Source organism: Candidatus Devosia phytovorans, assembly GCA_029202405.1.
GTDB classification, from domain to species: Bacteria; Pseudomonadota; Alphaproteobacteria; order Rhizobiales; family Devosiaceae; genus Devosia; species Devosia phytovorans.
This window is the reverse complement of the sequence record CP119312.1, coordinates 1,634,645-1,647,109: the sequence shown is the minus strand read 5'-3', so window position 1 is coordinate 1,647,109 and position 12,465 is coordinate 1,634,645. Positions and strand designations below refer to the sequence as shown.

At 64.4% G+C, this 12,465-nt stretch carries 10 protein-coding genes; 2 read left to right on the top strand and 8 right to left on the bottom strand.

Features of this window, described 5'->3' with window-relative positions; translation table 11 throughout:
* Positions 1-46 precede the first annotated feature (46 nt).
* Complete coding sequence (locus P0Y65_08205) at positions 47-1,222, top strand: M20 family metallopeptidase (protein ID WEK06215.1); 1,176 nt, start codon at positions 47-49, stop codon at positions 1,220-1,222.
* On the opposite strand, the gene P0Y65_08200 is transcribed toward P0Y65_08205, so the two are convergent.
* Genes P0Y65_08200 through P0Y65_08165 form a run of 8 tightly spaced genes read right to left on the bottom strand, consistent with a single transcriptional unit; the run spans position 1,206 to position 10,371 of the window.
* Positions 1,206-2,105, bottom strand: a complete 900-nt coding sequence (locus tag P0Y65_08200; GenBank protein ID WEK06214.1) for a nucleoside hydrolase — start codon at positions 2,103-2,105, stop codon at positions 1,206-1,208. The two genes, P0Y65_08205 and P0Y65_08200, sit on opposite strands and share 17 nt — an antisense overlap.
* On the bottom strand, positions 2,098-3,897 hold the full coding sequence (locus P0Y65_08195; GenBank protein ID WEK06213.1) for an adenine deaminase C-terminal domain-containing protein: 1,800 nt from the start codon (positions 3,895-3,897) through the stop codon (positions 2,098-2,100). The genes P0Y65_08200 and P0Y65_08195 overlap by 8 nt, the downstream gene beginning before the upstream one ends.
* Entirely contained in the window at positions 3,894-5,285 is a 1,392-nt protein-coding gene (locus P0Y65_08190) for a M20/M25/M40 family metallo-hydrolase (protein WEK06212.1), read from the bottom strand. The genes P0Y65_08195 and P0Y65_08190 overlap by 4 nt, the downstream gene beginning before the upstream one ends.
* Entirely contained in the window at positions 5,282-6,607 is a 1,326-nt protein-coding gene (locus P0Y65_08185) for an amidohydrolase (GenBank protein WEK06211.1), read from the bottom strand. The genes P0Y65_08190 and P0Y65_08185 overlap by 4 nt, the downstream gene beginning before the upstream one ends.
* A complete protein-coding gene (locus P0Y65_08180) occupies positions 6,604-7,665 on the bottom strand; it encodes an ABC transporter ATP-binding protein (GenBank protein ID WEK06210.1) in 1,062 nt (353 codons plus the stop codon). The genes P0Y65_08185 and P0Y65_08180 overlap by 4 nt, the downstream gene beginning before the upstream one ends.
* Positions 7,666-7,669: 4 nt before the next feature.
* Positions 7,670-8,461 (bottom strand): ABC transporter permease, encoded by a 792-nt coding sequence (locus P0Y65_08175; GenBank protein WEK06761.1) that lies wholly within the window; start codon positions 8,459-8,461, stop codon positions 7,670-7,672.
* Positions 8,458-9,282: an ABC transporter permease gene (locus P0Y65_08170; GenBank protein ID WEK06209.1), complete on the bottom strand. Its 825-nt coding sequence runs from the start codon at positions 9,280-9,282 to the stop codon at positions 8,458-8,460. Before P0Y65_08170 ends, P0Y65_08175 begins: the two co-directional genes overlap by 4 nt.
* Positions 9,283-9,336: 54 nt before the next feature.
* A complete protein-coding gene (locus tag P0Y65_08165; protein ID WEK06208.1) occupies positions 9,337-10,371 on the bottom strand; it encodes a polyamine ABC transporter substrate-binding protein in 1,035 nt (344 codons plus the stop codon).
* Between the two features lie 225 nt (positions 10,372-10,596).
* Between P0Y65_08165 and P0Y65_08160 the strand changes: the two genes are divergently transcribed.
* Entirely contained in the window at positions 10,597-12,462 is a 1,866-nt protein-coding gene (locus tag P0Y65_08160) for an adenine deaminase C-terminal domain-containing protein (GenBank protein ID WEK06207.1), read from the top strand.
* The last annotated feature ends 3 nt before the right edge of the window (positions 12,463-12,465 follow it).

Here is a 12,465-nt window from a genome sequence, read left to right as displayed (position 1 = left end):
TGCTGGATGCTATGGCCGGAGTGACTTTTCAAGAGCTTATCCATCCATGACCCACGGCGACAACGATCCCTATGACATCGAGGCGATGATCGCCCTGCGCCGCGACCTTCACGCCCATCCTGAACTCGGCTTCGAGGAACGGCGCACCAGCGCCATCGTCGCCGAGCAGCTGGAGCAGGCCGGGATCGCGGTGCATCTCGGGCTGGGCAAGACCGGCGTTGTCGGGACACTGCGGGTCGGCAATGGCACGGGGGCCATCGCGCTGCGGGCAGACATGGACGCGCTGGCCATGCCGGAACTGGGCGAGGTCGCCTACAGGTCCAGAACCCCAAATACCATGCATGCCTGCGGCCATGACGGGCATACGGTGATGCTGCTGGCCGCGGCGCGTCATCTGGCCCGGACAAGAAACTTTTCCGGGACGGTGCATTTCATCTTCCAGCCGGCCGAAGAGGGCCGCGGCGGCGCCAAAGCGATGATCGAGGATGGCTTCTTCGAGCGCTTCCCGGTCCACGCCGTCTATGGCCTGCACAATATGCCGGGGCTGGCGACCGACGAAATGGCCGTGGTGGCCGGGCCGCAACTCGCCTCGTCGGATAGCTGGGAAGTGACCTTCCACGGCGTCGGCACCCATGGCGCCAAGCCGCATCTCGGGCGCGATGCCATGACGGCGGCGGCGCATTTCCTCACCGCCATCCATACCATTGTGGCCCGGATCGTCGACCCGCTGCAGCCCGCTGTGGTCAGTGCCTGCGCCATTACCGGTGGCGATTTCCGCGCGCTCAATGTCATCCCCGACGATGTGCGCATCGGGGGCACGGCGCGCGCCTATACGGGTGCGGTCCGCGACCAGCTCGAAGCTGAGATCGGCAAGCTGGCTCAGGGCGTGGCCAGCATGTTCGGCATTTCGGCCAGCTTTGATTTCAAGCGCCGCATCCCGCCCGTGGTCAATGACGCTACGGCAACCGCGGCCGCGCTGGCGGCGGCAAGTGCCGTGACCGGTAAGCCGGTGGTGACCGATTTTCCGCCTTCGACGGCAGGCGATGACTTTGCCGAATTCGGTGGCCGCGTACCGGGCTGCTATGTCTGGCTCGGCAATGGACCGGCCGTGGATGGCGCGCTGCACCACAATTCGCGCTATGACTTCAACGACGAGGCCATCCTGACCGGCGCGCGCTTTTGGACCACGCTGGTCGAACAGCAGCTCAGGCCGGGCGCCTGAGTCCTTCCGCCAGGAGCGCCAGAGCCCTCTCGACATCCACCGTCATCGCGACATTGACCGGGCTGCCGCTGGCGCTGCGCTTGAGAGCGCCGGCATCGGCGTCATCGCCCAGGTCCACGGCGAGGCGCAGCAGTTCCACCCCGAACAGGTCTGGTTCCAGCGCCAGTAACATGACGCAGGGATCGTGCAGCGGCCGGCTTTCCTTGCCGTCGATCAGATAGGCGGTGAGCACATCGGCGGAAACCGTGCCAGCCGGCGTGCCACGCAGCGCCTCGACATAATCACGGCCGGCCCGCACGCGGCGTGTCACGTCGAGCGGAATGATCGTGGTGCGGATATCGGCATGCAGCACCACGGCCGCCGCCTCGGGGTCGCAGGCAAAATTGAATTCCGAATTGGGGCCGACATTGCCCGGCTCGTCCACGGCGCCACCCATGACGATCAGCTGGCCAATGCGGCCGGCCGCTGCAGGATGCTCGTCCACGAGGCGCGCAATATTGGTCAACGGCCCCAGCGCCAACACATCCACCGTGCCGCTCGGATGTGCCAGCAGTGTCTCGGCCAGCCAGTCCACGGCGCCAGTTCTGGCAGAGCGGCCCGGCTTGGGCAGGGTGACCCCACGCAGCCCGTCGTCGCCATGCACGACGATGGCATCGATCCCGTCGCGCAGCAGCGGCACATCGGCGCCCGAGATGACGGGAATATCCGACCGCTGCATCACCGACAGGAGGCCGCCGGCATTGGTGGTGGTCTTTGCCAGCCCGATATTGCCGGCAACGGTCGTCAGCCCCAGCACCTCGAACTTGCCGGACGCCAGTGCGAAGAGAATGGCGACGGCGTCGTCGAGCCCGGGGTCGGTGTCGATGATGACTTTTCTACTCATAGAGTGGAGCCAGCACCATTTCGGGGACCTTCACAAGTCCCTTGTCGGTAATGCGGATTTCCGGAATGACCGACAGCGGGATGAGGTTAAAGCCCATATAGGGGATGGTGCAGCCGACCGCGCTCCAGGCGGCCTTGAGCGCCTGGTTTTCGGCCGCCACCTCATGCACGCGCTTGTCGGAGAGCAGGCCCGCGATCGGCAGGCCGACGAAAGCCTTCACTTCACCATCCTGCACCACGACGACGCCACCCTTGGCCTCTTCGATGGTCTTGAGCGCCAAAGCCATGTCGGCCTCATTGCTGCCGGCGAGGATGATATTGTGGCTGTCATGGCCGACGCTGGAGCCCACAGCGCCGTTCTTGATGCCGAAGTCCTGCAGCAGGCCATGCGCCACGCCGCCGTCGGATTTGCCGTGGCGTTCGATGACGGTGACAAAGCTCAGGCTGTGTTTGTCGAGAAGGCTCGCCCAGTCATTGGCTGGTTCCACCGCAACCTTACGATGCGGCAGCACGATCCCCGGCATTTCAATGCCGATGGCATTGGCGGTGACGGGCCCGGTTGGCAGCTCCGGCGCAAGCTTGACCGATTTTGGCAGGTGCACCGTGTTATAGGCGGCCTCGGGATAGCGGTAGCGCTGGTTGAGCGTGGCCTCGAGCACCGGCGTGATCTTGCGATCCTCCACCACCAGCTCGCCGCCATACCAGGTGCTGACGGGCTTGAGGCTGTCATCGAGCAGCACGAGGTCAGCCCGGCGACCGCCACCCAGACCACCGATTTCGTCACCCATGCCGAAGCGCGTCGCGCCATGCAGCGAGCCCATGGCCCAAGCCTGTTCCGGCTTCATGCCGCAGCGGATGGCTTCGCGCACCACCCAGTCGAGGCCAAAGCTCAGGAGATCATCGGCGTCGCGGTCGTCGGTGCAGACGCAGAAGCGCTTGTGACTGGCGCCCAGCTCGGTGATCGGCTTGATGGCTTCGACTATGGAGTTCCACGGCGTCGCCGGATTGCCGCCGCGCAGGAAGACCCAGATGCCGGCATCGATGAAATCGTCGGCAATGTCGCGGTCAATGGCTTCATGCGTGTCGGTGACGCCGGCCGCCGCATAGGGCGCGACAAATTCGCGGCCATAGATATGGCCCGAGACCGGCCGGTTACGCTTCAGCGCCTCGGCGATGATGGCATGGCTGCGCGGATCGCCCATGGAGACGGGCACGAAGTCCATCTTCTCGCCCAGCGCCACGGCCTCCGGCCATTTGTCGAACAGAGCGCCGATCTTGTCCGGCGTCAGGTCGCCGCCAGCGGTTTCGAGCTCAGGCGAGGTGGCCGGGACGGTGGAAGGCACGGTGAGGAAGATCGACAGCGGTGCCATCCGCGCATCTTCCAGCATGGCTTCGACGCCGGCCACGTCCATCACATTGCCGATCTCATGGCTGTCACAGAAGATCGTCGTCGTACCATTGAGCAAAGCCGCCTCGGCATAGGCACAGGCGGTGACCATCGAACTTTCGATGTGAATGTGGGGATCAACTAGGCCCGGCGCGATGATGCCGCCCCTGGCGTCATAGATCGCCTTGGGGGCAGGGCCCTTCTTATGGGCGCCAGCCGGCATCACGGCGGCAATGCGCCCATTGGCCAGCCAGACTTCGCGGTTCTCGGCGATGCGTTCCGAATAGGTCGAGAGCACGCGGGTTCCGGTGATCACCAGGTCGGCCGCAACGCGGCCACCGGCGACGGCGGCCAAATGCCTGGTGCTGGCGTGGAGCGGAGCAACCGAGAAGCGGGTCAGCGTCATGTCCGTGTCTCCGAAAAAGCAGCCAGAATGCGCACCCAGGAGCGGATGCCCTTGTGGAAGCTCGACAGGTCGTATTTTTCATTCGGGCTATGGATGCGGTTGTCGAAGCGCGCAAAGCCGATGAGCAGGCTCTCCATACCCAGCCGGTCCTTGAATTCGCCCAGGATCGGGATCGATCCGCCAGTGCCCGCCAGCGCGGTCTGGCGCTGCCATTCCTCGCTCAACGCATCCTTGGCCTTGGTCAGCAATGCACCATCGAGCGGCATGCTCTGCGCTGCAGCCGACGCATAGGACTTGAAGGTCACCGAGCAGTCGGCCGGGATCAGCGACGTGACGAAGTCGCGGAAGAGCTCGCGGATGCGGGCCGGGTCCTGTCCGGCGACGAGGCGGAAAGATATCTTGGCTCCGGCCTTGGCGGGGATGACGGTCTTGAAGCCGTCGCCAGCATAACCGCCCCAGACGCCATGCACTTCCGCCGTCGGCCGCGCCCAGACCTGTTCCAGCACGGAGCGGCCCGCTTCGCCGGCGGGAATGGAAAGGCCCACATCACCAAGGAACTTATCCGCGTCGAAAGGCAGGCGCTCCCACTCCGCCCGATTGGCTTCCGCCAGTTCGGCGACGCCATGGTAAAATCCGGGTATCGCCACGCTGCCATCGTCAGCGCGGAACTTGCCGATGATCGTACCAATGAGCTGGACGGCATTGCGCGCGGCGCTGCCGAACATGCCGGAATGCAGATCCCGGTCGGCCGTGGTGACCTCGAATTCTTCCGAGACGAAGCCGCGCCACATGGTGGTGATGGCCGGCGTTTCGCGGTCCCACATGTCGGTGTCACAAACGAGGATTGTATCAGCGCGCAGGTCCTCGGCATTGGCCTCGAGGAACGGCCCGAGCGATGGCGATCCGGCCTCTTCTTCGCCTTCGAACAGCATGGACACGCGGATCGGCAAGGTGCCGGTGACCGATTTCCAGGCGCGACAGGCTTCAACGAAGGTCAGCAGCTGCCCCTTGTCGTCGGACGCGCCGCGACCAAGGATATAAGTCTCGCCATCGGGCTGCGGCGCCAGCGACGGCTCGAAGGGCGGCGTGTTCCAGAGGTGCAGCGGATCGACCGGCTGCACGTCATAGTGGCCATAGAACAGCACATGCGGTCCCGCCACCTTCGGCCCATGACCCACCACCATGGGATGACCTGCTGTATCGCGCACCGTCGCGTCGAAATCGAGCTCTGCCAACTGGTCGCGCAGCCATTCGGCGGCGCGGCGGCAGTCCGGCGCGTATTCGGCTTCGGTCGAAACCGAGGGAATGCGGATCAGCTCGAACAGCCGCTCCAGGCTTGCGTCGAGTTCAAGATCGGCTTGGGCGAGGACGGCGTCGAGTGTGGTCATAGTGTCTGGCTGTCTATTCGGGCCATTTCGGCCTTGAACTGGCGGGCGATCTGATTGGCATCGGCGACGGTCTTGCTGACGTCGAGCGTCGTGACCTGGCGGTCGCGCATCAGCCAGCGGCCGGCGACCATGGTGTCGGTTACGTCGCTGGGCATGGTGGCAAAGACCAGCATGGAATAGGGGTCGTAGATCGGATGGAGGCGCGGCGCGGCAAGGCTGATGCGGATCAGGTCCGCCTGTTTGCCCGCTTCGAGCGAGCCGGTCTTGAGGTTGAGGCTCAACACCCGCGCGCCTTCGATCGTGGCCATGCGGATGACCTCCACAGCCGGCAGCGGCTTGCGCGATCCGGCGAGGAGCTTGGCGAACATCGAGACCGGGGCGAACTGGCTGAACAGGTCCAGCGTATTGCCGCTCATCGCCCCATCACTGCCGACGCCGACGGGGAGGCCCGCATTGCGCATCCGCTCGACCAGCGCAATGCCACGACCAGCCTTGCCATTGGAGCGCGGATTGGTGGCGACGCAGACCTGATGCTCGCTCATCATGGTGATGTCGGCATCATCGAGCTGCAGGCAATGCGCACAGATGAGGTTCGGCTTGAGCAGGCCCGCATCGCGGGTCACGGCAACCGTGGACTTGCCGTGATTGTCCCTGGCCCAGGCCACTTCCAACGTGCTTTCGGCCAGATGCATCTGCACCGGCACGTCCGGATTGTCGGCTGACCATTGCGCAATGCGCTCCATGGTCCTGAGCCCGGTGGAATAGGGGGCATGGGGCGCAATAGAGGGCGTCACCAGCGCATGGCCGCGCCAGCCATCCACCAATTCCTCGACCCGGGCAAAGCCCTCGTCAAAGTCCTTATGGTCCGGCGGATCAAAATCGGCCAGCGTCTGCCCGACTACGGCGCGCAAGCCTGCCGTGTCGCAGACGCGGGCCACTTCGGTTTCGAAATAATACATGTCGGCGACGGTGGTGACGCCGCCCTGGATCAACTCCAGTGCCGACATGGCCGAGCCGATGCGCACCATTTCCGCCGTGACGAACTTGCGCTCGAGCGGCAGGATATAGCGGTAGAGCCTATCGTCGACGTCTTCGGCGAGGCCTCGGAACACCGACATGCCCATGTGGCAATGCGGATTGACCATGCCCGGCATGATGATGTCGCCGCCACAGTCCACCACTTCCGCGCCCGGCACGCTGGGCGGCGTACCAGAACCGATTGCCGTGATGGTCGTCCCATCCACCTGCACCCAACCGGGATTATGCTCGGTCAGGGCATCGTCGATGGTGAGAACCCAGGCATTGGTGAGAAGCGTGGTCATTCCGGGGCGAGGATGGTGCACTGTTCGGGAACCGGCACCAGCTTTGCCGCCACGCCCGCTTCGAGCGGGCGGGTCAACGGTCCATTGGCGATCAGCGCACCGGCCGAAGTTTCCGCCTGATACTGGTAGGCGCGCCCCAGATAGGTGCGCAGCCCCAGCGTCGCCGGAATGCCTTCCATGGCCATATTGTCGGTGACCATCAAGCCATCGGCGCGGCAGGCGAGGATGAAGCTGTCGGGGATTTCGCCGAACTGTTCGAGCGACAGCGTCAGTCGCACGCCGCCAGCCGCTTCGGCCGTGATCTTGGCACCATCGCGCGCGACCACCGTCATGGCGATCAGGTTCTCGAAACCGACAAATCGCGCAACGAAGGCATTGGCCGGACGCTGGTAGAGCTTTTCCGGCGTATCGAGCTGCATGATGCGGCCCTGATGCATGATGGCGACGCGATCCGAGATCGAGAAGGCCTCTTCCTGGTCATGGGTCACATAGACCGAGGTCGTGCCATTGGCGCGCTGCAGCTGGCGGATTTCCACCCGCATGTCGACCCGCAGCTTGGCGTCGAGATTGCTGAGCGGCTCATCGAACATCAGCAGTGGCGGCTCGATGACGAGCGCACGAGCCAGTGCCACGCGCTGCTTCTGGCCACCCGAGAGGGCGGCGGGCAGGCGATCGGCGAGATGCGCCAGGCCGACGCGTTCCAGCATGGCCGTGACGCGCTTGGCCTTGGCATCGCCCGAGACGCCGCGTTGCTTGAGCCCGAAGCCGACATTGTCGGCCACCGACAGATGCGGGAACAGCGCATAATTCTGGAACACCAGACCAATGTCGCGCTGATGCGGGGGCAGGCGGGTCAGGTCGCGGCCACCCAGCGTGATCGTGCCGGAGGTCGGCTGCAGGAAGCCAGCGATCAGGCGCAGCGTCGTGGTCTTGCCGCAGCCGGAGGCGCCGAGCAGCGAGACGAGTTCGCCTTCGGCGACGGCCAGCGACAGGTTTTCCAGCACCTGGGTGGAGCCGTAGTGAGCGGAGATTGAATCGAGGGTAAGGGACTGGGTCATGGGATCATTTGGCCAGGAAGGTCAGGCCGAGCGTGCGCTCGACGACGGCCATCACGGCCACGGTAAGGATCATCAGCAGTACCGAGACCGAAGCCACGGTGGGATCAAAAAACTGTTCCATATGCGCGAGCAGCTGGATCGGCAGGGTGGAAAGCCCCGGGCCGGTCAAAAAGATCGAGATGGAAACGTCGTTGATGGAGGTGATGAAGGCGAGGATGAAGGCCGCAATCACGCCGGAGCGCACATTGGGCAACAGGATGGTGAAGAAGGTTTTCAGCGGCGGCGAGCCGAGGCTGATCGCGGCTTCCTCGATGGAAAAATCGAACGAGGCCAGCGAGGCCGAGATCACCCGCACCACATAGGGCAGCACCAGCAGCGCATGCCCGAACAGCAGGGCGATATAGATCGGTGAGTTGAACTGCACCGCCAGATTCTTCAGCAGCGAAAAGCCCAGCACCAGCTCGGGCACCAGCACCGGCAGAACGAACAATGTCGAGAGCCAGCCCGGCAGCTGGATGCGATAGCGGTTGAGCGCATAAGCTGCAGGAATGCCGATGATCAGCGCGATCACCGTCGACAGCAGCGCGATCTGCAGACTCGTAAGGATGGTGCGGCGGAAGGCGTCGATCTGGAAGATATTCTCGAACCAGCGCAGGGAGATCCCCTGCGGCGGGAAGGTGAGATAGGTCGTGTCGCTCAGCGCCGAACCGAGCACGATGATCAGCGGCCCGACGAGGAAGATGAAGACCAGCACGGTGCTGGCAATGAGCAGGGGATGGATATTGCGGGTCATCAGACGGTCATCGGGTTGAGGCGGCGGGCAAAGGCATTCATCAGAGCCACGATGGCGATGGTGATGACGACCATGACGGCGGCAATGGTGGAGGCGGCAACCCAGTCAAAGGTCACCATGGCCTGCTGATACATCAGCGTGCCCATCATCATCACCTGCTCGCCACCCAGCAGCTGCGGCGTCGCATAGGAGGTGAAGCTGCCGGTGAACACCAACACGGCGCCGACGATCAGCCCCGGCACGGCGAGGGGCAGAGTAACCTGCATGAAGGTCGCCGACGGCTTGGCACCCAGCGAGGACGAGGCCTGAATCAGGTCATCTGGAATGGATTCAAGCACGCCGACCAGCGTCAGGATCATCAGCGGCACGAAGAGATAGACCATGGCGACGATGACCGACCCTTGCGTGTAGAGCATCTGGAACGGCTCGGCGATGAGGCCAAGATTGATCAGCGTCGAATTGAGGATGCCGTTCTTGCCGAGGATGATCAGCCAGGCAAAGGAGCGCACCACAACGCCGGTCAGCAGCGGAAACACCGCCGCGATGATCAGGATGGATTTCAGCCACCCCGGCGCGCGGGAGATCACATAGGCGGTGAGGAAACCGACGACCAGCGCGATGGCCGTGGTGATCAGCGACACCTGGATGGTGCGGAACAGCACGGTGCGCCGGAAGCCGCTGCCGAAGAAGGACAGGTAAGTGGCGAAGGGACCGGCAGGCGTGGTGAAGGTCGTGACGATGGTCGCCAGGACCGGCAACACGAGAAAGACCACGACCAGAATGGTCGCGGGGGTAGCCAGGGTCCAGCCGGCGAAACGTTTCATGCTCAAGGCCTTGCAGAAAGAGGCGGGGCGGCCGAAGCCGCCCCAGACAGTCGATTACATGCCGAAGATTTCGTTCCAGCGATCGACCCAACCGCCCTTGGCGGCATTCATCTTGACGTAGTCCACACGCTGCAGTCCAGCAATCACGTCGGCGCCATATGTCCACAGGGAAGCCTGCTCCGGCGTCAGTTCCACTGCGGTATTGACCGGGGCGTCGACGCCCTGTTCGGCCAGCTGCTGCTGGATTTCCGGCGACAGGATGAAGTTGATGAACTCATAGGCCAGCTCCGGCTCGGCGGCGCCGGTGGGGATATTGACCGTGTTCAGCGTGGCGATCGAGCCTTCGCCGAGCTCGGCCCAGACGACCGATGGCACGGCTGCCTGGATCTGGCCGAGGGTGAAGTCCTGCGCGATGGCAGCGGACACTTCGCCGGTCGAGAACAGGTTGATCATTTCCGAGCCGGTATTGTAGTTCTTGACTACATTCGGCTTCAGCTCTTCGACCGCGGCAAAGGCTGCGTCTTCATCGGCGAAAGCGTCAACGCCGGCATGATCGCCAGCCTTCATCACGACCATCGGGCCAGCCGTGGTGGTGATGCCGGGCAGCGACAGCGCGCTGGCGAGATCTTCGCGCCACAGATCGTTCCACGAGGTGATCGGGGTCGTCACCTTGGTATCGTCATAGACGATGCCGACACGGCCGATCGAATAGGCCGGGCCGTAACCACCCTGCGGATCCTGGGCGAGGTCATAGAGACCGGCCAGGTTCGGCAGCTTGGCCGGGTCGATCTTCTGGAACAAGCCGGCCTCGATGCCCTGCTGGCTGTAGCTGTCGGAGAAATAGGCCACGTCCACGCCCGCGCCGTTGCGGATCTGGATCTTGTTCAGGCGCTCGCCATTGTTGCCGGTCTCGAAGACGATCTCGCAGCCGCACTGTTCGCGGAAGGGCGCGAGGATGATCGATTCGAGCTTTTCGCCGTTGAAGCCCCACCAGGAGATGGTCAGGGTCTTGCCCTGCGCCATGGCGGGGGCAGCAGACAGCAGTGCCGTGGCGGATAGCGCCAGGGCGGTGACGAAGGACTTGTTCATGGACGGCTTCCTGTTTGCGTCGGCGACGCAGGGCGACGACGAGTTAGAGAATGGCTGGCTCCCCGCGCGAAAGCCTAATTTTGTGGCTGCGCCTCTGCAAGCCCATTCTTTGAGCTAGTTGCGGTGATTCACCGGTTTTTGCAGCCTTCAGCGGGCTGGACATGCGCGCGTGACGCGGCCAGAACAGGGGCCACCACTCCGCGCTGCCGCAAAGGGCCGACCGACTTGACCGAACTGCCATCCGACCTGCTGATCAACGCCCGGGACGAAGTCCGCATCCGCCAGCACCTGGCGCTGGTCGCCCTGGGCAAGCGCCCAGCCACCCGCGCCATCCGCGTCGGGCGCCTGCTCGACGTCAACGGCCGCCGCTGGCACGAGGATCAGGAGATCGTCGTCTCGGGCCGCCGCATCGCCTGGGTCGGACCGGCCGGCAAATATCCGGGCATAGTCGACGAGCGCGTCGATCGTCGTCACCTCAGCGCCGTGCCCGGCTTTGGCGAGGTGCACAAGCATATCGAATCCAGCCACCTGACGCCCGAATACGAGGCGGCGCTGGTGCTACCCTTCGGCTGCACCTGGACCTGCGAGGCGAGCCACGAATTCTCCAACGTCAATGGCCCGAACAACCTCGAATTCTGGCTCAAGGCGCGGCTGGCCGGGTCGCCGGCCAAGATTTTCCCGCTGCCCGGCTCGGCCGTGCCACCAACGGCCTATGAATGGGGCGGCGGCCACTTCGGCTATGACGAGCAGAAGGATTTTCTGACCAGCCAACTGATGGTGGCCGGTCTTGACGAGGTGATGGACTGGCCCGCCGTCTGGAACCCGGAAAACCCGTCCTACGAGCGGCTATGGGGCATGATCCGCGCCACCTTCGAACAGCGCGGCGTGGTGGAGGGCCATGCTGCCGGCATGCGCGCCATGGACGACATCAATGCCTTTGCCGCTGCCGGCATGGCCTCGGACCACGAGGCCTGGACGCCCGAGGAAGTCGCCGACAAGTTGCGCCGCGGCCTCTTCATGGAACTCCGCCCGCATTCTCTCAAAGAGATCATCACCGGCCTCATTGCCGACGGGCAGCAGGACTGGTCGCAGTTTGCCCTCTGCACCGATGACCGCTCCTGCTCGGACACGATGAAGCTGGGCGCCACCGACCACAATGTCCGCCTCGCCATCGAGGCGGGTCTCGCGCCCGAAATCGCCATCCAGCTGGTGACCCTCAACCCAGCGCGCCACATGCGGCTGACCCCGTGGGTCGGCTCCATCGCGCCCGGTCGCTTCGCCGATCTGGTGCTGCTCGATGACGTGGCATCGCTCTCCATCGCCGAGGTGTGGGCCGACGGCGAACAGGTCTCGCAGGGCAGGGACTATATCGGCGCTCTGCCGACGATCGACTGGCCGCAATGGGCAACCCGGACGGTCAAGATCGACCGCGAGATGACCGCCGCCGACTTCGCCATCGCCGCGCCCGACGGCCGCGACAGCGTCAAGGCCGCGCTCCTGCGTCCCTTCCACTGGGCCGACGACTTCATCACCACCGATCTCGCCGTGGCCGATGGCCTTGTCCAGCGCGACAGTGATCGCAACATCACCAAATTCGCCATCGTCGACCGCTTCTCGGGCGAGGGAAAAACCGCAGCCATGTTCTGGCTCGGCACAGGCCCGAAAACCGAGGACACGGCGCTCGCCTGTTCCATGGGCCACGACAAGCACAATATCTGGGTCGTCGGTTCCTCCGATGCCGCCATGGCCAAGGCTGTCAACGCCCTGCGCAAGAGCCAGGGCGGCTGGGCCCTCGTCGGTCGTGGCGAACTCCTGGCCACGGTTGGCTACGAGGTCGGCGGCCTCATGACCTGCCGTCCGCCACAGGAGCTCGATGCCGAAATGCAGGCGCTCTATCGCGCCGGCGAAACCATCGAGTGGATGTATGAGCCGACCTTCTCGCCGCGCTGGTGGCCCGGCTTCCCCGAACGCCTGGCCTTTGCCACGCTGACCTGCGCGCCCTGGCGCTGGGTGCTGGTTGCGCCATCGCCCCTGGCACCAAACGGCTTCGTCAATGTCGCCACCGGCGAAACCCATCCCGTGGTCTGGTAAGCG

What these genes read in the sequence shown, in the direction of transcription:
- P0Y65_08205 (WEK06215.1), top strand. Translation starts at nt 47, where the DNA reads ATGACCCACGGCGACAACGATCCCTATGACATCGAGGCGATGATCGCC.
- P0Y65_08200 (WEK06214.1), bottom strand. Translation starts at nt 2,105, where the DNA reads ATGAGTAGAAAAGTCATCATCGACACCGACCCCGGGCTCGACGACGCC.
- P0Y65_08195 (WEK06213.1), bottom strand. Translation starts at nt 3,897, where the DNA reads ATGACGCTGACCCGCTTCTCGGTTGCTCCGCTCCACGCCAGCACCAGG.
- P0Y65_08190 (WEK06212.1), bottom strand. Translation starts at nt 5,285, where the DNA reads ATGACCACACTCGACGCCGTCCTCGCCCAAGCCGATCTTGAACTCGAC.
- P0Y65_08185 (WEK06211.1), bottom strand. Translation starts at nt 6,607, where the DNA reads ATGACCACGCTTCTCACCAATGCCTGGGTTCTCACCATCGACGATGCC.
- P0Y65_08180 (WEK06210.1), bottom strand. Translation starts at nt 7,665, where the DNA reads ATGACCCAGTCCCTTACCCTCGATTCAATCTCCGCTCACTACGGCTCC.
- P0Y65_08170 (WEK06209.1), bottom strand. Translation starts at nt 9,282, where the DNA reads ATGAAACGTTTCGCCGGCTGGACCCTGGCTACCCCCGCGACCATTCTG.
- P0Y65_08165 (WEK06208.1), bottom strand. Translation starts at nt 10,371, where the DNA reads ATGAACAAGTCCTTCGTCACCGCCCTGGCGCTATCCGCCACGGCACTG.